Raw genomic sequence first — 22,686 nt, 5'->3', positions numbered from 1 at the left:
TCCTTCGGCAGGCATGGCGGAATGCGCATCGCTTGCACTTCATTCGTGCGTTCGACGCCATGCCGTTTTTTCGCGGGCGTGGTAGGATCGCGCCATGACCCGGCCCGATCTCAACCTCCTCGTCACGCTCGACGTGCTTCTAGCTGAAGGCAGCGTCGCGCGTGCGGCGCGGCGGCTGCGGCTCAGCCCCTCGGCGATGAGCCGGGCGCTCGCCCGCCTTCGCGAGGTGACCGGCGACCCGTTGCTGGTGCGCGCCGGGCGCGGTCTCGTGCCGACGCCGCGGGCCGTGGAACTGCGGGGGGAGGCCGGGCGGGTCGTGGAAGAGGCGCAAGCCCTGCTCCGCCCGGCCGACAGGCTCGACCTGAAAAGCCTCGTGCGGACCTTCACCCTGCGCAACCGGGAAGGCTTCGTCGAAACCTTCGGCGTGGCGCTGCTGGCGCGCATCGCGCGGGAAGCGCCCGGCGTGCGGCTGCGTTTCGTGCCCAAGCCCGACAAGGAGAGCACGCCGCTGCGCGATGGGGCGGTGGACCTGGAAACCGGCGTGATCGGCGGCGCTACGGGACCGGAGGTGCGGGCGCAGGCGCTGTTCCGCGACTGCTTCGTCGGCGTCGTGCGGCCGGGGCATCCGCTTCTCGATGCGCCGCTGACGCCGGAGCGGTATGCCGGTGGCGAGCATGTACTGGTGTCCCGGCGCGGGCGCAATGCGGGTCCCGTGGATGCGGCGCTGGAGCGGATCGGGCTGAAGCGCACCATCGCCGTCACCGTTTCGAGCTTTTCCGAGGCGCTGGTTCTGGCGCGGAATTCCGACCTGATCGCCGAGGTGCCGGAGCGCTATACGATGCGGCTTGCGCAGGGCATGGCGCGTTTTGCCCTGCCGGTCGAGCTGCCGGAGCACACGGTTTCCCTGCTCTGGCACCCGCGCATGGACGCCGATCCGGCGCATCGCTGGCTGAGGGCCTGCCTGCGGGAGGTCTGCGCGGAGCGGCAAGGCAGGTGACTTTGCGCCGGAACAATGCTAAAGGGCCCGCAACTGGGCCTCCGCCGCACCTGTCGGCGCCGAAGGGCCCGCTGAACTTCAGTCGAGCATGGACCGCTTGCGGCGCAGGAAGCCTGCGCGGGCGCTCCCTGTTCTTGAGGATGACGCGATGGCAAGCATGGACTTTCTCAATACGGCCGCGCCCGTCAAGGCGCCGGTCGTCCGCAACATCCCGGCCGCCGAAAAGCCGACGCTGATCGGCCTTTCGCGCGAGGAGATGGGCCGCGCGCTCGTCGGGAAGGGCGTCGCCGAGCGGCAGGTGAAGATGCGCGTCAGCCAGCTCTGGCACTGGCTCTATGTGCGCGGCGTCTCCGATTTCGACGACATGACGAATGTCTCCAAGGACATGCGCGAGATGCTGAAGACGCATTTCACCATCGCCCGTCCCGAGATCGTCGACGAGCAGATCTCCAGCGACGGCACGCGCAAGTGGCTGCTGCGCTTTCCCGCGCGCGGCGCCGGCCGCCCGGTCGAGATCGAGACGGTCTACATTCCCGAGGAGGGCCGCGGCACGCTCTGCATCTCCAGCCAGGTCGGCTGCACGCTCACCTGTTCCTTCTGCCACACCGGCACGCAGAAGCTGGTGCGCAACCTGACGGCCGAGGAAATCCTCTCGCAGCTTCTGCTCGCCCGCGACCGGCTCGGCGACTTCCCGGACCGCGACACGCCGGCCGGCGCCATCGTGCCGGCTGAGGGGCGCAAGGTCTCCAACATCGTCATGATGGGCATGGGCGAGCCGCTCTACAATTTCGAGAGCGTGAAGACGGCGCTGCTGATCGCCACCGACGGCGACGGCCTGTCGCTCTCCAAGCGGCGCGTCACGCTGTCGACCTCCGGCATCGTGCCGGAAATCTACCGCACCGGCTCGGAGATCGGCGTCATGCTGGCGATTTCGCTCCATGCCGTGCGCGACGAGCTGCGCGACATGCTGGTGCCGATCAACAAGAAATATCCGCTGAAGGAGCTGCTCGAGGCCTGCCGCGCCTATCCGAGCCTGTCGAACGCGCGGCGCATCACCTTCGAATATGTGATGCTGAAGGACGTCAACGACACGCTGGAGGACGCCAAGCTGCTCGTCCAGCTCCTCAAGGGCATTCCGGCGAAGATCAACCTCATCCCCTTCAATCCCTGGCCGGGCACGAACTACCAGTGTTCGGACTGGGAGCAGATCGAGCGCTTCGCCGACTTCATCAACCAGGCCGGCTATGCCTCGCCGATCCGCACCCCGCGCGGCCGCGACATCCTCGCCGCCTGCGGCCAGCTGAAGTCCGAATCCGAGCGCATGCGCAAGGTCGAGCGCATGGCCTTCGAGGCCATGATGATCGTCGGGCACGGCGAGGACGACTGAGGACTTTCCGTCTTCAGTCCCTTCGGGGATTTTCCCTGCAAAAAGAGGCTGCCCGACAGCTTTGCCCCATCCGCCGCGCCATCCTCGGCCCTGAGCCGAGGATCCACTTGACGCCCGCGACATGGATGCTCGTGTCGGGCCCGCGCATGACGAAGGAGAGGGGAGTGGGCATGGCGGTCCGCCCTCGTCTTGGGGCGAAAGGCCGCCCATCAGAAAATATGATCGGCCCAACCGATTCCGAGAATTGATTTGAACGGCCGTTTTGCCTAGAAACGGCGTAAAATCATTCTAGGGAGGACCCTTCATGCGCCATATCCTGCTCGCCGCCGTTGCAACGCTCGCGCTTGCGCTGCCCGCCAAGGCCGAAGACGTCACGGTTGCCGTCACCGCCATCGTCGAACATCCCGCGCTCGACGCCGCCCGCGACGGCGTGAAGGAAGCGCTGGAGGCCGCCGGCTACAAGGAAGGCGAGAACCTCAAGTTCATCTACGAGTCGGCGCAGGGCAACCCCGCAACCGCCGCGCAGATCGCCCGCCAGTTCGTCGGCGAAAACCCCAGCGTCATCGTGCCGATCTCCACGCCCTCGGCCCAGGCCGTCGTTTCCGCGACGAAGGACATTCCGGTCGTCTTCACCGCCGTTTCCGATCCGCTCGGCGCGCAGCTCGTCAAGGACATGGACAAGCCGGGCGGCAACGTCACCGGCCTTTCCGACATGTCGCCGGTCGCCGAGCACCTGGCGCTGATCAAGGAAATCCTGCCCGAGGCCAAGACCATCGGCTTCCTCTACAATTCGGGTGAGGCGAACTCCGTCTCGCTGCTCGCCGTCCTGAAGGAAGAAGCCGGGAAGGCCGGCCTGACGGTGGTCGAATCCGCTGCCACCAAGTCCGCCGAAGTGCAGGGCGCCGCCCGCGCGCTGGTCGGCCGCGCCGACGCGATCTACATCCCGACGGACAACACGATCATCTCCGCCCTCGAAGGCGCGGTCGCCGTTGCCGTGGAGGCCAAGCTGCCGCTCTTCACCGCCGACACGGATTCCGTCTCGCGCGGCGCCATCGCGGCGCTCGGCTTCAACTACAAGGATGTCGGCCGCCAGACGGGTGAAGTCGTCGTGCGCATCCTCAAGGGCGAAAACCCCGGCGACATCGCGGTGAAGGTCGCCGCCGGCACCGACCTCGTCGTCAACAAGGGCGCCGCCGCCAAGATGGGCGTCACCCTTCCGGAAGCCGTCGTCGGCCGCGCGACCCGCGTGATCGACTGATCCGGGGTTCCCGGAACATCGCCAACCGGAATCAACCGCTGCCGGACGCCTGGCAGCGGTTGATCCGTTAGAAAGGCCCATCCGCGCTAGGCGGAAGGGGAACCAAGGAAAGCCGAGAGCCGTGAGCCTGATTGCCTTCTGGGGTGCCGTCGAACTGGGGCTGGTCTATGCCTTCGTCGCGATCGGCGTTTACCTTGCCTTCCGCGTGCTGGATTTTCCGGACCTCACCGTGGACGGGTCGTTTCCGTTGGGCGCGGCCGTCACGGCCGTGCTGATCATCGCCGGCCTCAACCCCTGGCTCGCCGCCGCCGTCGCCATGGTGGCGGGCGCGGTCGCCGGCCTCGTGACGGCCATGCTGAACGTGCGCTTCCGCATCCTCAACCTGCTCGCCTCGATCCTCACCATGATCGCGCTCTTCTCGGTGAACCTGCGCGTCATGGGCAAGCCGAATGTCGCGCTCATCAATGCCGACACGATGATCAGCCCGTTCTTCGGCCTCGGCCTCAGGGACTTCTACGTGCGCCCGCTCTTCGTCGGCATCCTCGTCGTCGTCGCCGTCATCGTCGTCTGGCGGTTCCTCGAAAGCGATGCCGGCCTTTCCATGCGCGCGACGGGGGCGAATGCCCGCATGGCCCGCGCGCAGGGCGTCAACACCAACAAGCAGATCTATCTCGGCATCGCGCTCTCCAACGCGCTGGTCGCCCTCGGCGGTGCGCTCTTCGCGCAGACCAACGGCTTCGCCGACGTGACATCCGGCGTCGGCACCATCGTCGTCGGCCTTGCCGCCGTCATCATCGGCGAGACGCTGTTCGGCGCGCGCGGGATCCTGATGGCGCTGATCGGCTGCGTCATCGGCTCGATCCTCTACCGCATCGCCATCCAGCTCGCGCTCTCCTCGGACGTGCTCGGCCTGCAGGCCTCGGACCTCAACTTCGTGACGGCCCTGCTCGTCACCGTGGCGCTCGTGCTGCCGCGCCTTCGCCGCGGGGGAGCCGCCTGATGATCTCCGTTTCCGATATCAAGGTCGTCTTCGGCAAGGGCACGCCGCTGCAAAAGCAGGCGCTGAACGGCGTCAGCCTCACCATTGAGCAAGGCCAGTTCGTCACCGTCATCGGCTCGAACGGTGCCGGCAAGTCGACGCTGCTCGGGGTTCTCGCCGGCGACGTCATCGCCAGCGAGGGCCAGGTGAAGATCGGCACGACGGACGTCACCCGCCAGGGCACCGCCGCGCGCGCCGGCCGCGTCGCCCGCGTCTTCCAGGACCCGCTGACCGGCAGTTGCGGCGCGCTCTCCATTGAGGAGAACCTTGCGCTCGCCGCCCGGCGCGGCGAACGGCGCGGCCTCGCTGCGGCCCTCGGGCCGCAGCGCCGCGCGCATTTTCGCGAGCGCATCGCCGAGCTCAATCTCGGGCTCGAGAACCGCATGCGCGACCGGATGGATCTTCTGTCCGGCGGCCAGCGGCAGGCGGTCTCGCTCGTCATGGCGACGCTCGCCGGCTCCGACGTGCTGCTGCTCGACGAGCACACCGCCGCACTCGACCCGGGCATGGCCGAATTCATCATGACCCTCACGCAGAAGATCGTCTCCGAGCGCAAGCTGACGACGCTGATGGTGACGCATTCGATGCGCCAGGCGCTCGACTACGGCCACCGCACCGTCATGCTGCACGGCGGCGAGATCGTGCTCGACGTCGCCGGCGACAATCGCAAGACCCTCCAGGTCGAGGACCTGATCGCCATGTTCCGCAAGATGCGCGGCCAGACGCTCGACGACGACGCCTTGCTGATCGGCTGACATCCCGGATCCGCCCGCAGTCCTGCGGGCGGTTTCCGGTCGTTGCCCTCAAGGCCGTTCGACGAAGGCCTTGAACTTCTCCGCATAATCCGGATGCCAGCGCGAGAGCGGCGGGCGGTTCTCGATGATATCGCCCATCGCCCAGGCCATGCGGCGCTCGTCGAGGGCGCGGGCGACGTCGTTGTCCGGGCAAAGAATATAGAAGTCGCCGCGCGCAAGGCTTTCCAGCATGAAGTCGACGGTCTGGGCCGGCGTCCAGGCGGCGTCGGGCTTTTCCGTGCGCTCGCCCCGCGTCAGGGCGGTGAAGACGAAGCCGGGGATCAGCAGATGGGCGGAGATCCTCGCCCCCGCCGTGTTGCGCAATTCGTGCTGGAGGGCTTCGGTGAAGGCCTTCACGCCGGCTTTCGAGACATTGTAGGCCGGATTGCCGGGCGGCGTGGTGATGCCCTGCTTGGAGCCGGTATTGATGATGAGGCCCGGCTCGCCATGGGCCAGCATGTTCGGGCCGAAGACCTGCGTGCCGTGGATGACGCCCATCAGGTTGACCGCGAGGATATGGTCCCAGTTGGCCTCGGCGCTGAAGATGGAGGTGTCCGGCTGGATGCCGGCATTGTTCATCAGCACATGCACGCGGCCGAAGCGTTGGAGGACCGCGCGTTCCAGCGCTTCCAGCTCGTGCCGATGGGCGACGTCGGTCTCGACGGCCATGACATTCGCCTCGCCGGCGATGGCTTCGAGTTCGGCGCGCGCCTCGCCGAGCTGGTCGGGGTTGCGGTCGGCGAGCGCCACGCACATGCCGGCCTCGGCGAAGCGCCTTGCGGCGGCAAGGCCGATGCCCGAGGCGCCGCCGGTGACGACCGCGACATTGGCGGCCTTGATGATGTCCTTGAGATCGGTCATGGGATCACCCCTTCATGGTCCACAGAGGCCGAATATGGGGTCTCCTGCGGCCGGATCAAACCCGGCGTGCGGCACGATGCGTCGGGGCCCACCCTTGCGCCGCGCGCCAATCTCGCTAAAAGTGCCGCGACAATGGGCTTTCGCGGGTTTGCCGCAGCCCTTCATGCAACGGACCTCATCATCATGGCATCACATAAAGACGTGAAGAAAGTCGTGCTCGCCTATTCCGGCGGCCTCGATACCTCGATCATCCTGAAGTGGCTTCAGACGGAACTCGGCGCGGAAGTCGTGACCTTCACGGCCGACCTCGGCCAGGGCGAGGAGCTGGAGCCGGCCCGCAGGAAGGCCGAGATGCTCGGCATCAAGGAGATCTTCATCGAGGACGTGCGCGAGGAATTCGTGCGCGATTTCGTCTTCCCGATGTTCCGCGCCAATGCGGTCTATGAGGGCGTCTACCTGCTCGGCACCTCGATTGCCCGCCCGCTGATCTCCAAGCATCTCATCGAGATCGCCGCCAAGACCGGCGCCGACGCCATCGCGCATGGCGCAACCGGCAAGGGCAACGACCAGGTCCGCTTCGAGCTTTCCGCCTATGCGCTGAACCCGGACATCAAGATCATCGCGCCGTGGCGCGACTGGGCGTTCAAGAGCCGCACGCATCTGCTCGAATTCGCCGAGCAGCACCAGATCCCGGTCGCCAAGGACAAGAAGGGCGAAGCGCCGTTCTCGGTCGATGCGAACCTCCTGCACTCCTCCTCCGAGGGCAAGGTGCTGGAAGACCCGGCCGTCGAGGCGCCCGAATACGTGCATATGCGCACCATCTCGCCGGAAACGGCGCCCGACAAGGCGACCGTCATCAAGGTCGGCTTCGAGCGGGGCGACGCCGTCTCGATCAACGGCGTGCGCATGTCGCCGGCGACGATCCTGGCGACGCTCAACAACTACGGCCGCGACAACGGCATCGGCCGCCTCGACTTGGTGGAAAACCGCTTCGTCGGCATGAAGTCGCGCGGCGTCTACGAGACGCCCGGCGGCACGATCCTGCTCGCCGCGCACCGCGCCATCGAGAGCATCACGCTCGACCGCGGCGCCGCCCACCTCAAGGACGAGCTGATGCCGCGCTATGCCGAGCTCATCTATTACGGCTTCTGGTTCTCGCCGGAGCGCGAGATGCTGCAGGCCGCGATCGACCGGAGCCAGGAGCATGTCGAGGGCGAAGTGACGCTGAAGCTCTACAAGGGCAATGTCATGGTCACCGGCCGCGAATCGCCGAAGTCGCTCTATTCCGACAAGCTGGTCACCTTCGAGGACGACCAGGGCGCCTACGACCAGAAGGACGCGGCCGGCTTCATCAAGCTGAACGCATTGCGCCTGCGCACGCTCGCCGCCCGCAACAAGCGCGGCTGAGCGATCCGCACCCGGATGAAAAGCCCGCTGCCGGAAACGGCGGCGGGCTTTCTGCGTCCGCCTATTCCGCCGGCTCCGTCACGAGCTGCGCGTCGCGGCTGCAGATCGCGCGATACCAGGCGTAGGAGAGGATCGCGATGAGGCCCATCGAGGGGATGATGGTGCCGAAGGCGAAGAGGGGCAGGCCGATGGCGGCGGCGATCAGGCCGGCGAGGAAGCCGGCGCCCATCTGGATGAAGCCCATGGCGGCGGAGGCCGAGCCGGCGATGTGCGGGAAGGGTTCCAGGGCTGCCGTCATCATGTAGGGCATGACGAAGGCGATGCCGAAGGCATAGATGCCGACGGGACCCATGACGCTGAGGAAGGTCGGCGTGACGAGGTGCGAGGCGAGCGCGATCAGGATGCTGGCGAGGCCGATGAAGGCAAGGCCCGGCAGGACGATGCGGGCCGGCGCCATCCGGCGCATCAGCAGGCGCACGACGACGGTTCCCGCGAAGAAGAAGCCCGACTGCATGAGCATGCCGACGCCGAACTGGGTGGGCGTCAGGCCGACCCGATCGATCAGCACGAAGGGCAGCATGGTCGCCTGGCCGTAGAGCGCGCCGACGGCCCCGGCCATGACGAGCGTGGCGGAGACGAAGCGGCTGCTGGCCGCAAGCGCGCCGTAGCCGCGCAGGATGGGGCCGACATGCCCCTTGGCGGGGTCCGGCGTGGTCGTCTCGGCCATGCAGAAATAGACCGTGCCGCAGGCGGCGAGCGCGAAGCCGACCATCAGGAAGAAGATCGACTGCCAGCCGAACAGGCCGAGGAAGAAGCCGCCAAGCGTCGGCGAGACGGCGGGGCCGATGGCGAGCATCATGCCCACCATGTTCATGATCCGCGCGGCCTCGGTGCCGGTGAACTGGTCGCGCACGATGGCGCGCGAGACCGTCATGCCGACGGAGGCGCCGATGCCCTGAACGAGCCGGCCGGCCAGCAGCATGCCGACGCTCGGCGCGAAGGCGGCCATCAGGCTGCCGGCGAGGTAGACGGTCATGAAGATCAGCGTCGTCCGGCGCCGCCCGAGCACGTCCGACATGGTGCCGGAGACGAGCTGGGCGATGGCGAAGCCCGCGAAATAGAGCGAGAGCGTCAGCTTGATCGCCGATTCCGTGGAGGAGAAGGCGTTGACGAGCTGCGGCATGGCGGGCGTGTAGAGTGCCATGGAGATCGGGCCAAGGGCGACGAGGAAGGCGCTGATGATGCTCGTGCGGCGCTCGCTCATGCGCGGGCGCGTCATCGGCCGGCCTCCTTGGCGAGCGCGAGGGCGGCGCTGTCTTCCTCCAGGGCGGCAAGGTTGGCGCGCAGCCGCTTCATGCGCTCGCGCATCAGGGCGAGGTCTTCCTCGCCGATGCCGCTCGTGACCAGTTGCATCAGTTCGATCTGCTCGATGCGGATACTGGTGATGATGTCGGCGGCCGCCGGTGTCGTATGGATCAGCTTGGCGCGGCGGTCGGCCGGATCCGGGCGGCGCTCGATGAAGCCGAGGCTCTGGAGGCGGTCGAGATAGGTGGAGAGCGTCATCGGCTCGATGCCCATGTGCTGGGCGATCTCGAGCTGGCGGCTGCCCTCCAGCGTGGCGATGCGCACGAGCGTGCGGGCCTCGCCGGGCGTGAGGCCGAGACCGGCGGTGACGATGCGCCGCTCGAAAGCGCTGCGCAACATGCGGGCAACGTCGATGAGGACGAAGCCGAGGGCATCGGGATCGGGGCGGAGGGACATGATCGCTTTCTGCATTATCGTAAGTCTAGCTTACTATGGCGGGCGAGAATGGACAACCGTCAAGCGCGGCGGCAATGCGTGGCCGGACTGCGACGCCAAAAAAATGCCTGCGGCTCCACCTTGACGATAGCGTCCGCGCGGACTGAAACTCGCCGCACGTTTCACGGGGATTTCAGATGACCGGTTCCATGCTCTTCGGCGCCTTCATGGCGGCCCTGCTCTATGTGCTCATCCCCGGCCCGGCGTTCCTCGCCCTGCTCGGCATCGGCGCCGGGCAGGGGCGCAAGGCGGGCGCGCTCTTTCTCGGCGGGCATCTTGCCGGCGACATGGTCTGGTCGACCCTCGCGCTCGTCGCCATCGTCGGGGCCAAGACCATCGGCACCACGGTGTTCGACGTCCTGGGCCTCTTCTGCGGCTTCTATCTCGCCTGGCTCGGCTGGTCGGCGCTGAGGGCGGGCAAGCGCTCGGACGGTTCGGCCATGCTGGCGGTCGAGCGGCCGCTGCGCCGCGGCCTGATCTTCGGCCTCACCAATCCCAAGGGCTATCCCGTGGCGCTCGCGACCTTCACGGCGCTGCTCGCGAGCTCCTCGAACGCGCTGGACTTCGAGGCGCTGCCCTTCCTGCTCAGCGCCTCGCTCGTCGGCTTCCTGCTGGCGGATGCGGTTCTCGTCGTGATCATCGGCGCGAGCCTGGTGCGCCGGTTCTACCGCCGCCACGAGCTCGCCATCGTGCGCATGTCGGGCGTGCTCTTCATGGGCTTTGCCGTGCAGGCCATCTGGCACGCCGCGCCCGGCCTTCTCGGCTGGCGCAAGCCCTAGCCGGCGGCGGGGAAGCGGATCGCCACGCGAAGCCCGCGGCCGGCCGGGCCGCTTTCCAGCGTCATCGCCGCGTCGAACAGCGCGGCGATCTCCTCGACGATGGGCAGGCCGAGGCCCATGCCGGGCGCATCGCGATGCTCGCCGCGTGAAAATCGCTGGCGCGCGAGCGTGCGGCGGCCCGGCGGGATGCCGGGGCCGTTGTCCTCGACCGTCAGGCGCACCGCATCCCTTCCCTGCCGCACGCTCACCGTCACCTCCGCGCCGCGCCCGGCATAGGCGATGGCGTTCTCCACGAGGTTGCGCAGCAATTCGCCGAAGAGCAGCGGCTCGACGCGGGCGAAGGCCGGGCCGTCGCCTTCGTAGCCGAGGTCGATGCCGGCCTCTGCGGCGGCGGGCACGCGGTCGGCGGTGAGCTGCTGGGCGAGCGCGGCGATGTCGACGGCGGCGAGTTTCTGCGGTTCGTTGGAGCCGGCGGCGTCGATCTTCGCCATCAGCAGGAGCTGGGCGAGGATGCGCTCGGCATGGGCGACGGCGGCGTCGCCCTTGCGCGCGGCCTCGTGTGCCTCCTCCAGCGTCGTCGCGCGGCCCGCCAGCGCGAGCTGGGTGCGGATGATGGCGAGCGGCGTGCGCAGCTGGTGGCTGGCATTGCCGGAGAAGTGGCGCAGCGCATCCAGCGCCGATTGCAGGCGCACCATGAAGGAATTGACCGTGTCGACGAGGCCCTGCACCTCGCTCGGCGCGCGCTGCTCGATGGGGTGCAGGTCGTTCGGGCTGCGCTCGGCGATGGCGTCGCCGAGCCGATAGAGCGGGCGTAGCGAGACGGTGACGGCGATCCAGACGATGGCGGCCGCGCCGGCGATCATCATGGCAAGGCGCAGCGCCGAGCGCAGGAGGATCGTCTGCGTCAACTGGCGGCGGGCGATGGTGGTTTCGGCGACGGTCACGGCGAAGGGCACGGAATTGATGCCGGTGGAGGCGGAGCGCTGGAGCACGGCGATGCGGATCGGTTCGCCGCGGAAGGTCGCATCCGCAAAACCGATCGACCGGCCGCCCATCTCGGCGATGGTCGGCAGGGTCTGGTAGCCGGTGATGAAGCGGCCGGGCGGGCCGTCGACGCGGTAGAAGACGCGGTCCTGCGCGGCCGAGGTCAGCATTTCCAGCGCGACATAGGGGATGTCGACCTCCAGCGCGCCGTTTTCCGTCACCACGACGCGTTCGGCGATGGCGAGCGCCGAGCCGGCCAGCACGCGGTCGGAGACGTTGTTCGCCGTCGTCACCGCCTCGTTATAGGTGTCGACGAGGGCGACGACGCCGATCACCGCCGTCGAGACGAGCAGCCAGAGGAGGAGGCGGCGGCGGAGCGAGGCGGCGGGAAGGAGCGTCAAGCGGCCGCCGCCTTGTCGAGATAGTAGCCGATGCCGCGGGCGGTGCGCACGGTGAGGCCGTGCGGGGCGAGGCGTTTCCTGAGCCGGCTGACATATTGTTCGATGGCATTGGCCGACAGGTCGTCGTCGAAGGCGGCGAGCGACTGCATGATGGCTTCCTTGGCGACCACCTTGCCGGCGCGCATGAAGAGGATTTCGAGGAGGCCGAGCTCGCGGGCGGGAATGTCGAGCGGCACGCCCTCGGCCGAGAAGGTGCGGGAATTGAGGTCGAGCGCGATGCCGCCGAAGGCGATGGCGGAGGAGCGCAGCCCCGCCTGCCGGCGCAGCAGCATGCGCACGCGCGCCTCGAATTCGGAGATGTCGAAGGGCTTGATCATGTAGTCGTCGGCGCCGAGATCGAGGCCGCGCACCCGCTCTTCCGGCGCGCCGCGCGCCGTCAGGATCAGGACGGCCGCCTTGCTGGAGCGGGCGCGCATGGCGCGCAGCACGTCGAGCCCGTCCATTTCCGGCAGCGTCAGGTCGAGGATCACGAGGTCGAAATTCTCCGAGGCGATGGCCGCGTCGGCGGAGGCGCCGTCGCGCACCACGTCCACGGCATGGCCGGTGCCCTTGAGGATGGCGGAAAGGCCGTCCGCCAGGGCTTCGTTGTCCTCGACCAGTAGTATGCGCACGTCTTCGTCCTCCCACGGCGAATTTAGCGGCGGCGGGCGCTCTTGTGAACGGGCGTCCGCTTTGGCAAGGTCATGCGATGCGTCTTGTCCTCATCGTTCTTGCGCTTCTGGCGGCCTCTTCGCCCGCCCTTGCCGAGCCGGCCTTCTTCGCGGCGCGCGACGGCAATGCGGACGCGCCCGTCCTCCTCGTCTATTCCTCGCTCGACGAGCCGCTCGCCCGGCCGATGATCGAGGGTTTCCAGAAGGCCAATCCGGACGTGGCGGTGCGCTACGAGGAGATGCTGACCGGCGAGGTGCACGACCGCATCGTCAGCGAGACGGATGCCGGGCGGAAGACCGCCGATTTCGCCTTCTCCTCGGCGATGGACCTGCAGGTCAAGCTCAGCAACGACGGCTATGCGCAGCGCAGCGACCTGCCGATGAGCGAGCGCTGGCCGCAATGGGCCAACTGGCGCAACACCGCCTATGCGCTGACCTTCGAGCCCGCCGTCTTCGTCTATCACAAGCCGAGCTTTAAGGGTGAGAAGCCGCCGGCCTCGCGCGCCGAGTTCGTCGACTATCTCAAGCGGCAGGGCGAGAAGGTCCATGGCCGCATCGGCACCTACGACATTGAGCGCTCCGGCGTCGGCTTCCTCTTCATGGCGCGCGACCAGGAGCAGTTCGGCGATATCTGGACCGTGATCCAGGCGATGGGCGCGGCGGGCGTGAAGCTCTATTCGACCAGCTCGGCGATCCTGGAGCGCGTCGCCGACGGGCGCTTCGTGCTCGGCTACAACATTCTCGGCTCCTATGCGGCGGACTGGGCCTCGCGGCACCCGGATGTCGGGATCGTGCTGCCGAAGGACTATACCGTCGTCATGTCGCGCATCGGGCTGGTGCCGCAGGCCGCCGCCTCGCCGGAGCTCGGCCGGCGGTATCTCGCCTTCTTCATGTCGAAGGAGGGGCAGGAGATCCTGTCGCGCGAATTGCAGATCGCCGCCGTCAGCCCCGAGGTCTCGGGCTCCAACACGGCACGCACGATGAACGCGCTGCTCGGCGCGCAGCTGAAGCCGGTGCCGGTCAGCCCCGGCCTGATGGTCTATCTCGACCAGGTCAAGCGCGCCCGGCTGATCGCGCGCTGGAACGAGGTCCTGCGCAACCAGTAGCCGACCGTTCCGCCGCCATGTCAGGTAGATGACAGCTTTCTGTGATCGCTTGGAGGTCTTCATCGTCCGTGGAGGCGGACGGAAGACCGGGAGGAGAATTCTGCCGCAGCCGCGCCCGCCGAAAGGCGGCCCGCGCCGTCATGGCGGCTCTGTCCTCCCGCCACAGGCAACGATGCGCGGGTGAGCCCGCGCCTGACGGAGGACAGACCCTTGAAACATTTCTTCCTGGCATCCCTGATCGCCGGCGCCATGGCGCTTCCGGCCTTCGCCGCGGATTATTCGATCATCGCGCCCGCCGGCCCCGGCGGCGGCTGGGACCAGACGGCCCGGTCGATCCAGACGGTCCTTCAGGACGAGAAGATCGCCGGCAGCGTGCAGGTGGTCAACGTTCCGGGCGCCGGCGGCACGATCGGCCTTGCCCAGTTCGCCAGCCAGAATTCCGGCAACCCGAATGCCCTCATCGTCGGCGGCTACGTGATGGTCGGTGCGATCCTCACCAACCAGTCGCCGGTCACCCTGAAGGACGTGACGCCCATCGCGCGGCTTACCGGCGAATACGAGGCGATCGTCGTTCCGGCCGCCTCGCCGATCCAGACCATGGAAGACCTCGTCACGGCGCTGAAGGCCGATCCCGGCGCGGTCTCCTGGGCGGGCGGCTCGGCCGGCGGCACGGACCACATCACGGCCGGCCTCATCGCCAAGGCGGCGGGCGTCGACCCGACCAAAATCAACTATGTCGCCTATGCCGGCGGCGGCGAGGCGCTTGCCGCGATCCTCGGCAACCAGGTGACGGCGGGCATTTCCGGCTACGGCGAGTTCGAGGCCCAGGTGAAGGCCGGCACGCTGCGCCTGATCGCCATTTCCAGCGGCGAGCGTATCGAGGGCATCGACGCGCCGACCATCAAGGAAAGCGGCCTCGACGTCGTGGTCGAGAACTGGCGCATGATCGCCGCCGCGCCCGGCCTTTCGGACGATGAGGTCGCCTCGATCGACGGCGACATCGAGAAGATGGTGACCTCCGCCTCCTGGAAGGACGTCCTGAAGACCAAGGGCTGGCAGGACACCTATCTCGCCGGCGATGCCTTCAAGGAGCAGCTCGACAAGGATGTCGCCGCGACGGAAAGCATCCTCAAGGATATCGGGCTCGTCAAATGAGCGAGGTTCCCTCCTCCCGCCAAACGCGCCGCCCCGACAGGGCGGCGCTGGTCATCGCCCCCGTCCTCCTCGTCCTTGCCGGCATCATCTGGTGGGATGCCGGGCGGCTTGCGGAGATGACCAACTATTCGCGCATCGGCCCGTCGACGGTGCCGCATGTCATCGCCCTCGGGCTGGCGCTGCTCGCCGTCTGGACGGGCTTCGAGGCCTGGCGCGGCGATTTCCCGGAGCGCGAGCCCGTCGAGGTGCAGCCGGTCGTCTGGATCGTCGCGGGGCTTGCCGGGCAGATGCTGCTGCTCAAGACGGCGGGCTTTTCCATCGCCACTGGCGTGCTGTTCGCGCTGACCGCCTTCGGCTTCGGCCGGCGCAAGCTCTGGATCTCCCTGCCCGTCGGCATCGCCATCAGCTTCGTCGTCTTCATCATCTTCGGCCGCTTCCTGCAACTCTCGCTACCCGCGGGGCTGCTCGAGCACCTGTTCTTCTGAGGAGCTGACGATGAATACATTCGAATTCCTGATGCAGGGCCTCGTCATCGCCGCCCAGCCGATGAACCTGCTCTATGCGCTGATCGGCGTCACGCTCGGCACGGCCGTCGGCGTGCTGCCGGGCATCGGGCCGGCGCTCACGGTGGCGCTGCTCCTGCCCGTCACCTACAAGCTCGATCCGGCGGGCTCGCTCATCATGTTCGCCGGCATCTATTACGGCGGCATGTATGGCGGCTCGACGACCTCGATCCTGCTCAACACGCCGGGCGAAAGCGCCTCCGTCGTCACCGCGCTCGAGGGCAACAAGATGGCCCGGGCCGGGCGCGGCGGGCCGGCGCTCGCCACAGCCGCGATCGGCTCCTTCGTCGCCGGCCTCATCGCCACGCTCGGCCTTGCCTTCATCGCGCCCTTCGTCGTGAAGTTCGCGCTCTCCTTCGGGCCGCGCGAATATTTCGCGCTGATGGTGCTCGCCTTCGTGACCGTCTCGGCGGCCTTCGGCGATTCGACGCTGCGCGGGCTGACGGCGCTCTTCGTCGGCCTCGGCCTTGCCATCATCGGCATCGACCAGCAGACCGGGCAGGCGCGGCTTTCCTTCGGCATTCCCGACCTTCTCGACGGCATCGAGGTGACGACGCTCGCCGTCGCCATGTTCGCCATCGGCGAGACGCTCTACGTCGCCTGCCAGGGCGACCGCATCCCCGAGAAGGTGGAGGCGGTGAAGGGCTCGGTCTGGATGAACGCGCAGGACTGGGCGCGCTCGTGGAAGCCGTGGCTGCGCGGCACCGCCATCGGCTTTCCCATCGGCGCGATGCCGGCCGGCGGCGCCGACATCGCCAGCTTCCTCTCCTATTCGGCGGAAAAGCAGTTCTCCGCCCACAAGGACGAGTTCGGCAAGGGCGCCATCGAGGGCGTGGCGGGGCCGGAGGCGGCCAACAACGCGTCGGCCGCCGGCACGCTCGTGCCGCTGCTCTCGCTCGGCCTGCCGACGACGGCGACGGCGGCCATCATGCTCGCCGGCTTCCAGCAATACGGCCTCCAGCCGGGCCCGCTCCTGTTCGCGACCAATCCGCAGCTCGTCTGGGGCCTCATCGCCAGCCTGCTCATCGCCAATTTCATGCTGCTGGTGCTGAACCTGCCGCTGATCGGCCTGTGGGTGAAGCTGCTGACGATCCCCAAGCCCTGGCTCTATGCCGGCATCCTGCTGTTTGCCACGCTCGGCACCATCGGAGCCAATCCGTCGGTCTTCGAGCTCGGCATGCTGCTGGTCTTCGGCCTGCTGGGCTTTGCCATGCGGCTCTTCGGCTATCCGATCGCACCCGTCGTGGTGGGGCTCATCCTCGGGCCGATGGCGGAGCAGCAGCTGCGCCGGGCGCTCGCCATCAGCCAGGGCGACGTGACGGCGCTCTTCATGTCGCCCATCGCCGCCGTGCTGTTCGGCCTCGCCTTCCTCGCCGTCATCGTCCCGCTCATCCTGCGGGCGCGCGGCAAGGGCGAAGTCCTTTCGCAGTTCGCCGCCAACGAAGACTGACGTTCTTCTTGGACGATCGGAAATATTGTAGGCCGGAAACCTCGTTTCCGGCCTGCATCCGTTGCATGGCTGGGCTGAGATTCCGTCGCTTGTACTTTCGGGCATGAAGCATCATCTTCCATCCGTAAGCTAGAACAGAAAGCGAGCATTCCAATGACCTCCCTCCGCAACTCCTTCGCCCTGGGCTTCTTCGGCCGGGCCTTTGCCGTACTGAGCGCTGCCCATGCAGCCGCCGCGGCCGTAGAGGGGCACCGCCGCCCGAAGGAACGCGACCTGAAGACCCTCGGCATCAACCCCGCCGATTTCCCGCGCGTCTGACGCGGGAGAGGGAATTCCCTGAATGAAAAGGCCCGCCGGTCGGAAGATCGGCGGGCCTTCTGTATTTGGGACTGCGTTCGTCTTGGGAATAGCGAGCCGGCCGCTTTCGGCGGCCGGCCGCAGGTGTCAGGCGTTCTTGCCGAGGCCGCCCGCCACATGGTCGGCCTCGCGGCGCTCCAGCGCCTGTTCGCGCCGGTTGTGGCGGATCGAGGACCAGAGCGAGATGCCGATGAGCGTCGCGCCGCCAAGGCCGGTGATGACCTCGGGAATGTGCACCAGCGTCTGGCAGTACATCACCACCGACAGGATCAGGATCGCGTAGAACGCGCCGTGCTCCAGGTAGCGGTATTCGGCGAGCGTGCCCTTTTCCACCAGCATGATGGTCATCGAGCGCACATACATGGCGCCGATGCCGAGGCCGATGGCGATGATGAAAAGGTTCTGCGTCAGCGCGAAGGCGCCGATCACGCCGTCGAAGGAGAAGCTGGCATCGAGCACTTCGAGATAGATGAAGGCGCCGAGGCCGCCCTTGGCCGCTTCCGACATCGCCTTCTGCGAGGCGTCGAGCAGGCCCCCGACGACTTCCACCGCAAGGAAGGTGAGAAGGCCGTAGACCGCGGCATGCACGAAGGTATTGGCCGCCTCGCCCTCCAGAAGGTTGGAGAAGACCAGGATCAGCGCGAGGACGAAGGCGATCTCGATGCCCTTGACGGTCGCCGAGCGCGCCATGTGCTTCTCGATGAAGCCGATCCAGTGCACGTCCTTCTCATGGTTAAAGAAGTAGGTGAGGCCAACCATCATCAGGAAGGTGCCGCCGAAGGCCGCGATGGGCAGGTGTGCATCGTTCATGATGCGGGCATATTCCTGCGGCTCGCGGGCCGCGAGGACCAGCGCCTCGATCGGGCCGATCTTCGCCGCGATGACGACGATGAGCAGCGGGAAGACAATGCGCATGCCGAAGACGGCGATGACGATGCCCCAGGTCAGGAACCGGTGCTGCCAGACCGGCGTCATGTCCTTGAGCTTGTTGGCATTCACGATCGCATTGTCGAAGGAAAGCGAGATTTCCAGCACCGCTAGGACCGCGCAGATGAAGAAGACGGTCGCCATGCCGGCGAGCGTGCCTTCCGTCTGCCAGCCGAGCCAGGCGCCGAGCGCGAGGCCGACGACGGTGAAGATGAAGGCCCATTTGAGATAGGAGAGGGTGGATTTGCCTTCGCCGTTGCCGATCATGACAGCGCCTCCATGCGGGTGGAGGTACGGGAAGTGAGATTGCGCGTGCCACGACGGGCATGCGGGTGAGGCATGGTCAGGATGTTCATGTGCGTATGAATCCGCCGGCTGATTGCTGGCGGTACCGACATCACGAGAGCGCCGTAAAAACTCTCGCCAGAGGGGCCCGGCACCAGGGTTCACCGCGGCTACCGATGTCAAAAGGCCGCGGGTACGGCATTGTTGTCTCCGAAGTCGCCGTCCGCGTCAAGTGGCAGCGTTGCCGCACCGGCCTGAACGCGGCGAAGCGCATTCGGTTCCCCTAATTTGCGCCGGCGCCCTGTACCAAGGGGCATGTCCGTTCCTATATTCGCCGAACGTTGATTTGCTGGAAGGACGACCCATGACCGAAATGCGCATCGATCCTGCTCTTGTCGAGTGGAGCGGCCCGGGCGGCTTGCCGCGTTTCGACCTCGTCAGGGACGAGGCCTTCGCGGAAAGCTTCGATGCGGCACTGGCGGCCCACGAGGCCGAGATCGATGCGATCGCCAACGATCCGGAAGCCCCCACCTTCGAGAACACCGTCGTCGCGCTGGAGATCGCCGGCGATGCGCTGTCGCGTGTCTCGGCGCTCTTCTGGAGCCGCGCCGGGGCCAATACCAACGACACGATCCAGGCCCTGGAACGCGACATCGCGCCAAAAATGTCGCGGCATTATTCGAAGATCGGCACCAATGCCGCGCTCTTCAAGCGCATCGATGCGCTGTGGGCGAGCCGTGCCGGGCTGAACCTCTCGCTGGAGCAGGTGCGCGTCCTGGAGCGGCACTGGAAGGGCTTCGTGAAATCGGGCGCCAAGCTCGAAAAATCCGGGCAGGAACGGCTTTCGGCGATCAACGAGCGGCTCGCCGGCCTCGGCGCGAAATTCGGCCAGAACGTGCTCGCCGACGAGAAGAACTGGGCGCTCGTCCTCGACGAGGGCGAGGCGCTCGACGGTCTGCCGGACTTCTTGAAGGACGCCATGGCGGCGGCGGCGCGCGAGCGCGGCGAGGACGGGCGCTACGCCGTCACCCTGTCGCGCTCGATCATCGAGCCGTTCCTCACCTTCTCGACCCGCCGCGACCTGCGCGAGCAGGCGTTCCGGGCCTGGGTGGCGCGCGGCGAGAATGCCGGCGAGACGGACAATCGCGGCATCGTCAAGGAAACGCTGGCGCTGCGGGCGGAAAAAGCCGGGCTGCTCGGCTACGGGAATTTCGCGGCCCTAAAGCTCGACAACACCATGGCCAAGACGCCGGAGGCGGTGAACGGGCTCCTGATGCAGGTCTGGGAAAAGGCCGTGGCGCGGGCGCGCGAGGAGGAGGCGGAGCTTGCCGCGCTGATCGCCGGGGAAGGCCGCAACCACGAGGTCATGCCCTGGGATTGGCGCTATTACGCGGAAAAGCTGCGCGCGAAAAAATTCAATTTCTCCGAGGCGGAGCTGAAGCCCTATCTCCAGCTCGAAAAGGTCATCGAGGCCTGCTTCGACGTCGCCGAACGGCTCTTCGGCATCCGCGCCATCGAGCAGAAGGGCGTGCCGGTCTATCATCCTGACGTGCGGGTCTTCGATATCCGCGACCGGGAGGACAGGCTGGTCGCCATGTTCCTCGGCGATTATTTCGCGCGCTCCTCCAAGCGTTCCGGCGCATGGATGAGCTCCTACCAGAGCCAGCATCGCCTGCCGCTGCCGAACGGCACGGTCGGGGAGCTGCCGATCATCTACAATGTCTGCAATTTCGCCAAGCCCGCGGAAGGCAAGCCCGCGCTGCTGTCGCTCGACGATGCGCGCACGCTCTTCCACGAGTTCGGCCATGCGCTGCACGGCATGCTCTCCAACGTCACCTATCCCTCCGTCTCGGGCACGGGCGTCTCGCGCGATTTCGTGGAACTGCCCTCGCAGCTCTACGAGCACTGGCTGACGGTGCCGGAAGTGCTGACGCGCTATGCCGTGCATTACCGGACGGGCGAGGCGATGCCGCAGGCGCTGCTCGACAAGGTGCTGGCCGCCCGCACCTTCAATTCGGGCTTCGCGACGGTGGAATTCACCTCCTCGGCGCTGGTCGACATGGCGTTCCATACGCGCGGCGCCGTCGAGGACCCGATGGCGGTGCAGGCGGAGGTGCTGGAGACGATCGGCCTGCCGGCGTCCATCGTCATGCGCCACGCGACGCCGCACTTCCAGCATGTCTTCTCGGGCGACGGCTATTCGGCCGGCTACTATTCCTACATGTGGTCGGAAGTGCTCGACGCCGACGCCTTCTCCGCCTTCACGGAAACGGGCGACGCCTTCAATCCCGTCATGGCGGAGCGGCTGAAGACCTACATCTACTCCGTCGGCGGCTCGGTCGACCCGGAGGACGCCTACAAAGCCTTCCGCGGCAAGCTGCCGAGTCCCGAGGCCATGCTGGAGAAGAAGGGGCTGGCGGCCTGAGCCGGCGCCTGGCGCTTGCTCTGCCTTGCCCTTTCTCTGCCTTGCACGACTTCTGCCGTGACCATGCCTTTCCACCGACGTCATCCTCGGGCTTGACCCGAGGATCCGCGGCGGCACCCGAGCATGGATGGTCGGTTCAGGCCGGACCATGACGAAGGAGAGGGGAGCGGGCTGCGGATAGGCCGGATAGAGCGCGGCATGCATGAACACGCACTTCGTCATCCTCCCGTCACCAAAGCTTGGGTGAAACGTCATCGTCCCGTTACCGGACTGACATGCCGGAGACTCATGGTCTGCCCGTCTTTTCGCGGGCTGGGCCGGAGGTGGCATGGCGATCGTTCCCGAGGCGCTGACGCGGCGCTCATTTCTGCTGACGGCGGGCGCCGGCGCGCTGGCCACGTCCTCGGCGCTGGCGGTTCCCTATTATGCGCGGCGCCATGGCAGCCCTGCCTTCTCGCATGGCGTCCAGTCCGGCGACGTGGATTGCTCGTCGGGCGTCGTCTGGGCGCGGGTCGACCGGCCGGCGGAGGTGACGCTTGAATATGCGACCACCGACAGCTTCATCGACGCGATGCGGGTGCCGTTGCAGACGGCGACGGCGGCCTCGGACAATACGGTCAAGGCGATGCTGCAGGGGCTGCTGCCGGACCAGGACACCTTCTACCGCTTCACGGCGAGCGATCCCTATTCCAGCCATCTCGTCTCCGAGCCCATCGTCGGGCGCTTCCGCACCGCGCCGATGCGCAGGCGGTCGGTGCGCTTCGTCTGGTCGGGCGATACGGCGGGGCAGGGCTGGGGCATCGATGAGGTCGGCATGAAGACCTATTCGACCATGCTGCGCCACGAGCCGGACTTCTTCATCCATTCGGGCGATACGGTCTATGCAGACGGGCCGATCCCGGACGAGATCAGGCTGCGCGACGGCGGCGTCTGGAAGAACCGCATCGTGACCGACGAGAAGCGCGACGTGGCGCGCACGCTGGAGGAATTCCGCGGTCAGTGGAAATACAACCTCCTCGACGACCACCTGCTTTCCTTCAACACGCAATGCCCGACCTTCTTCCAGTGGGACGACCATGAGGTGCTGAACAACTGGTCGGCATCGAGCGACCTTTCCGGCGATCGGCGCTATCCGGAAAAGGAGATCGGTGTCTACGAGGCACGGGCGCGGCGGGCCTTCCACGAGATGACGCCGATCCGCTATTTTCCGACCGAACCCGGCCGCATCTTCCGAAAGGTCGCCTACGGGCCGTTGCTCGACGTGTTCTTCGTGGACCTGCGCTCCTACCGCAGCCCCAACCGGGGCGGCACGGAAAACGGCCTCTTCGGCTGGCGCCAGGCGGACTGGCTGCGCCGGGAGCTTGCGGCCTCCCGCGCCATCTGGAAGGTGATCGCCTGCGACATGCCGCTCGGTCTCGTCATCTGGGACGATTATGCCAACCGCCTCGGCTACGAGGGCGTGGCGGACGGGCTCAACGGTCCGCCGGCGGCGCGCGAGCGGGAGATCGCCGACCTCCTCTCCTTCATGCGCGACAATGCGGTCCACAATGTCGTCTGGCTGACGGCGGACGTGCATTACACGGCCGCCCATCACTATGATCCTTCCCGGGCGAAATTCCAGGAATTCGATCCGTTCTGGGAGTTCGTCTCCGGGCCGCTGCACTCCGGCACCTACGGGCCGCACCCGCTCGACATGACCTTCGGGCCGGAGGTTCGCTTCATCAAATCCGCCGCCGGGGGCGTCGACAGCAACCTGCCGCCCTCCGCCGGCCTGCAATTCTTCGGCCTCGTCGACATCAACGGGGCGAGCGAGGAGATGACCGTGCGGCTGATGGACCGGGAGGACCGGGAGCTCTGGCGCGTGGTGCTGCCGCCGGTCCGCTCGTCGTGAGGCAACAGAGTTGCGGCCCGCCCCTTTCGCATTTGCGGAAAAACATGTATGAGCCCGGCCATTGAAGACGGCGCCCTCGTTTTGCGCGCGCCCCTGAACCTCAGAGATTA

General features: G+C 67.1%; 20 protein-coding genes. 14 read left to right on the top strand and 6 right to left on the bottom strand.

Features of this window, described 5'->3' with window-relative positions:
• Positions 1–94: 94 nt before the first annotated feature.
• The 5 genes from L0976_RS11740 to L0976_RS11720 all read left to right on the top strand — a co-directional run bounded on the left by L0976_RS11740 (position 95) and on the right by L0976_RS11720 (position 5,436).
• On the top strand, positions 95–997 hold the full coding sequence (locus L0976_RS11740) for a LysR family transcriptional regulator (protein WP_234187450.1): 903 nt from the start codon (positions 95–97) through the stop codon (positions 995–997).
• 157 nt (positions 998–1,154) lie between these two features.
• Complete coding sequence (gene rlmN / locus L0976_RS11735; protein WP_370643650.1) at positions 1,155–2,384, top strand: 23S rRNA (adenine(2503)-C(2))-methyltransferase RlmN; 1,230 nt, start codon at positions 1,155–1,157, stop codon at positions 2,382–2,384.
• A gap of 304 nt (positions 2,385–2,688) precedes the next feature.
• Complete coding sequence (locus L0976_RS11730; protein WP_234187448.1) at positions 2,689–3,642, top strand: ABC transporter substrate-binding protein; 954 nt, start codon at positions 2,689–2,691, stop codon at positions 3,640–3,642.
• Positions 3,643–3,763: 121 nt separating this feature from the next.
• Complete coding sequence (locus L0976_RS11725; protein WP_203316757.1) at positions 3,764–4,642, top strand: ABC transporter permease; 879 nt, start codon at positions 3,764–3,766, stop codon at positions 4,640–4,642.
• Positions 4,642–5,436 carry an ABC transporter ATP-binding protein gene (locus tag L0976_RS11720; protein WP_234187447.1) on the top strand — a complete coding sequence of 265 codons (795 nt, stop codon included), beginning with the start codon at positions 4,642–4,644 and terminating at the stop codon, positions 5,434–5,436. Before L0976_RS11725 ends, L0976_RS11720 begins: the two co-directional genes overlap by 1 nt.
• Before the next feature lie 48 nt (positions 5,437–5,484).
• On the opposite strand, the gene L0976_RS11715 is transcribed toward L0976_RS11720, so the two are convergent.
• Positions 5,485–6,336 carry an SDR family NAD(P)-dependent oxidoreductase gene (locus tag L0976_RS11715; protein WP_234187446.1) on the bottom strand — a complete coding sequence of 284 codons (852 nt, stop codon included), beginning with the start codon at positions 6,334–6,336 and terminating at the stop codon, positions 5,485–5,487.
• A 183-nt stretch (positions 6,337–6,519) separates the two neighbouring features.
• Between L0976_RS11715 and L0976_RS11710 the strand changes: the two genes are divergently transcribed.
• Complete coding sequence (locus L0976_RS11710) at positions 6,520–7,743, top strand: argininosuccinate synthase (RefSeq protein ID WP_234187444.1); 1,224 nt, start codon at positions 6,520–6,522, stop codon at positions 7,741–7,743.
• A 61-nt stretch (positions 7,744–7,804) separates the two neighbouring features.
• On the opposite strand, the gene L0976_RS11705 is transcribed toward L0976_RS11710, so the two are convergent.
• The gene (locus L0976_RS11705; protein ID WP_234187442.1) at positions 7,805–9,022 is read right to left on the bottom strand and encodes a multidrug effflux MFS transporter; all 1,218 of its coding nucleotides are present in this window, start codon (positions 9,020–9,022) and stop codon (positions 7,805–7,807) included.
• Complete coding sequence (locus L0976_RS11700; RefSeq protein ID WP_234187440.1) at positions 9,019–9,504, bottom strand: MarR family winged helix-turn-helix transcriptional regulator; 486 nt, start codon at positions 9,502–9,504, stop codon at positions 9,019–9,021. Before L0976_RS11700 ends, L0976_RS11705 begins: the two co-directional genes overlap by 4 nt.
• A gap of 176 nt (positions 9,505–9,680) precedes the next feature.
• Here L0976_RS11700 and L0976_RS11695 point away from each other — a divergent pair, with 176 nt between their 5' ends.
• A complete protein-coding gene (locus L0976_RS11695) occupies positions 9,681–10,322 on the top strand; it encodes a LysE family translocator (RefSeq protein WP_234187439.1) in 642 nt (213 codons plus the stop codon).
• Here the strand turns inward: L0976_RS11695 and L0976_RS11690 are convergent.
• Together L0976_RS11690 and L0976_RS11685 are read right to left on the bottom strand one after the other, a co-directional pair.
• On the bottom strand, positions 10,319–11,707 hold the full coding sequence (locus tag L0976_RS11690; protein WP_234187437.1) for a sensor histidine kinase: 1,389 nt from the start codon (positions 11,705–11,707) through the stop codon (positions 10,319–10,321). The two genes, L0976_RS11695 and L0976_RS11690, sit on opposite strands and share 4 nt — an antisense overlap.
• Positions 11,704–12,378, bottom strand: coding sequence for a response regulator (locus tag L0976_RS11685; protein WP_234187436.1), 675 nt, complete (start codon positions 12,376–12,378; stop codon positions 11,704–11,706). Before L0976_RS11685 ends, L0976_RS11690 begins: the two co-directional genes overlap by 4 nt.
• Positions 12,379–12,455: 77 nt before the next feature.
• Between L0976_RS11685 and L0976_RS11680 the strand changes: the two genes are divergently transcribed.
• The 5 genes from L0976_RS11680 (at position 12,456) to L0976_RS11660 (ending at position 17,009) form a co-directional block, all read left to right on the top strand.
• Positions 12,456–13,523 carry an ABC transporter substrate-binding protein gene (locus L0976_RS11680; RefSeq protein ID WP_234187433.1) on the top strand — a complete coding sequence of 356 codons (1,068 nt, stop codon included), beginning with the start codon at positions 12,456–12,458 and terminating at the stop codon, positions 13,521–13,523.
• A 210-nt stretch (positions 13,524–13,733) separates the two neighbouring features.
• Positions 13,734–14,678, top strand: a complete 945-nt coding sequence (locus L0976_RS11675; RefSeq protein ID WP_234187432.1) for a tripartite tricarboxylate transporter substrate binding protein — start codon at positions 13,734–13,736, stop codon at positions 14,676–14,678.
• Positions 14,675–15,163 carry a tripartite tricarboxylate transporter TctB family protein gene (locus L0976_RS11670; protein ID WP_234187431.1) on the top strand — a complete coding sequence of 163 codons (489 nt, stop codon included), beginning with the start codon at positions 14,675–14,677 and terminating at the stop codon, positions 15,161–15,163. Before L0976_RS11675 ends, L0976_RS11670 begins: the two co-directional genes overlap by 4 nt.
• A 10-nt stretch (positions 15,164–15,173) precedes the next feature.
• Positions 15,174–16,691 carry a tripartite tricarboxylate transporter permease gene (locus tag L0976_RS11665; RefSeq protein WP_203316745.1) on the top strand — a complete coding sequence of 506 codons (1,518 nt, stop codon included), beginning with the start codon at positions 15,174–15,176 and terminating at the stop codon, positions 16,689–16,691.
• 153 nt (positions 16,692–16,844) lie between these two features.
• Complete coding sequence (locus tag L0976_RS11660) at positions 16,845–17,009, top strand: hypothetical protein (protein ID WP_234187430.1); 165 nt, start codon at positions 16,845–16,847, stop codon at positions 17,007–17,009.
• Positions 17,010–17,135: 126 nt separating this feature from the next.
• On the opposite strand, the gene L0976_RS11655 is transcribed toward L0976_RS11660, so the two are convergent.
• The gene (locus tag L0976_RS11655) at positions 17,136–18,242 is read right to left on the bottom strand and encodes a DUF475 domain-containing protein (protein WP_234187429.1); all 1,107 of its coding nucleotides are present in this window, start codon (positions 18,240–18,242) and stop codon (positions 17,136–17,138) included.
• A 382-nt stretch (positions 18,243–18,624) separates the two neighbouring features.
• On the opposite strand from L0976_RS11655, the gene L0976_RS11650 reads away from it, so the two are divergent.
• On the top strand, positions 18,625–20,685 hold the full coding sequence (locus L0976_RS11650) for a M3 family metallopeptidase (RefSeq protein ID WP_234187428.1): 2,061 nt from the start codon (positions 18,625–18,627) through the stop codon (positions 20,683–20,685).
• Between the two features lie 328 nt (positions 20,686–21,013).
• The gene (locus tag L0976_RS11645; protein WP_234187427.1) at positions 21,014–22,576 is read left to right on the top strand and encodes an alkaline phosphatase; all 1,563 of its coding nucleotides are present in this window, start codon (positions 21,014–21,016) and stop codon (positions 22,574–22,576) included.
• Positions 22,577–22,686 lie beyond the last annotated feature (110 nt).

Source organism: Shinella sp. NM-101, assembly GCF_021401195.1.
Lineage (GTDB): Bacteria > Pseudomonadota > Alphaproteobacteria > Rhizobiales > Rhizobiaceae > Shinella.
This window is presented reverse-complemented; position numbering and strand designations above follow the sequence as displayed.

What these genes read in the sequence shown, in the direction of transcription:
- L0976_RS11670 (WP_234187431.1), top strand. Translation starts at nt 14,675, where the DNA reads ATGAGCGAGGTTCCCTCCTCCCGCCAAACGCGCCGCCCCGACAGGGCG.
- L0976_RS11645 (WP_234187427.1), top strand. Translation starts at nt 21,014, where the DNA reads ATGGCGATCGTTCCCGAGGCGCTGACGCGGCGCTCATTTCTGCTGACG.
- L0976_RS11705 (WP_234187442.1), bottom strand. Translation starts at nt 9,022, where the DNA reads ATGACGCGCCCGCGCATGAGCGAGCGCCGCACGAGCATCATCAGCGCC.
- L0976_RS11740 (WP_234187450.1), top strand. Translation starts at nt 95, where the DNA reads ATGACCCGGCCCGATCTCAACCTCCTCGTCACGCTCGACGTGCTTCTA.
- L0976_RS11715 (WP_234187446.1), bottom strand. Translation starts at nt 6,336, where the DNA reads ATGACCGATCTCAAGGACATCATCAAGGCCGCCAATGTCGCGGTCGTC.
- L0976_RS11720 (WP_234187447.1), top strand. Translation starts at nt 4,642, where the DNA reads ATGATCTCCGTTTCCGATATCAAGGTCGTCTTCGGCAAGGGCACGCCG.
- L0976_RS11710 (WP_234187444.1), top strand. Translation starts at nt 6,520, where the DNA reads ATGGCATCACATAAAGACGTGAAGAAAGTCGTGCTCGCCTATTCCGGC.
- L0976_RS11730 (WP_234187448.1), top strand. Translation starts at nt 2,689, where the DNA reads ATGCGCCATATCCTGCTCGCCGCCGTTGCAACGCTCGCGCTTGCGCTG.
- L0976_RS11695 (WP_234187439.1), top strand. Translation starts at nt 9,681, where the DNA reads ATGACCGGTTCCATGCTCTTCGGCGCCTTCATGGCGGCCCTGCTCTAT.
- L0976_RS11665 (WP_203316745.1), top strand. Translation starts at nt 15,174, where the DNA reads ATGAATACATTCGAATTCCTGATGCAGGGCCTCGTCATCGCCGCCCAG.
- L0976_RS11680 (WP_234187433.1), top strand. Translation starts at nt 12,456, where the DNA reads ATGCGTCTTGTCCTCATCGTTCTTGCGCTTCTGGCGGCCTCTTCGCCC.
- rlmN (WP_370643650.1), top strand. Translation starts at nt 1,155, where the DNA reads ATGGACTTTCTCAATACGGCCGCGCCCGTCAAGGCGCCGGTCGTCCGC.
- L0976_RS11700 (WP_234187440.1), bottom strand. Translation starts at nt 9,504, where the DNA reads ATGTCCCTCCGCCCCGATCCCGATGCCCTCGGCTTCGTCCTCATCGAC.
- L0976_RS11660 (WP_234187430.1), top strand. Translation starts at nt 16,845, where the DNA reads ATGACCTCCCTCCGCAACTCCTTCGCCCTGGGCTTCTTCGGCCGGGCC.
- L0976_RS11655 (WP_234187429.1), bottom strand. Translation starts at nt 18,242, where the DNA reads ATGATCGGCAACGGCGAAGGCAAATCCACCCTCTCCTATCTCAAATGG.
- L0976_RS11650 (WP_234187428.1), top strand. Translation starts at nt 18,625, where the DNA reads ATGACCGAAATGCGCATCGATCCTGCTCTTGTCGAGTGGAGCGGCCCG.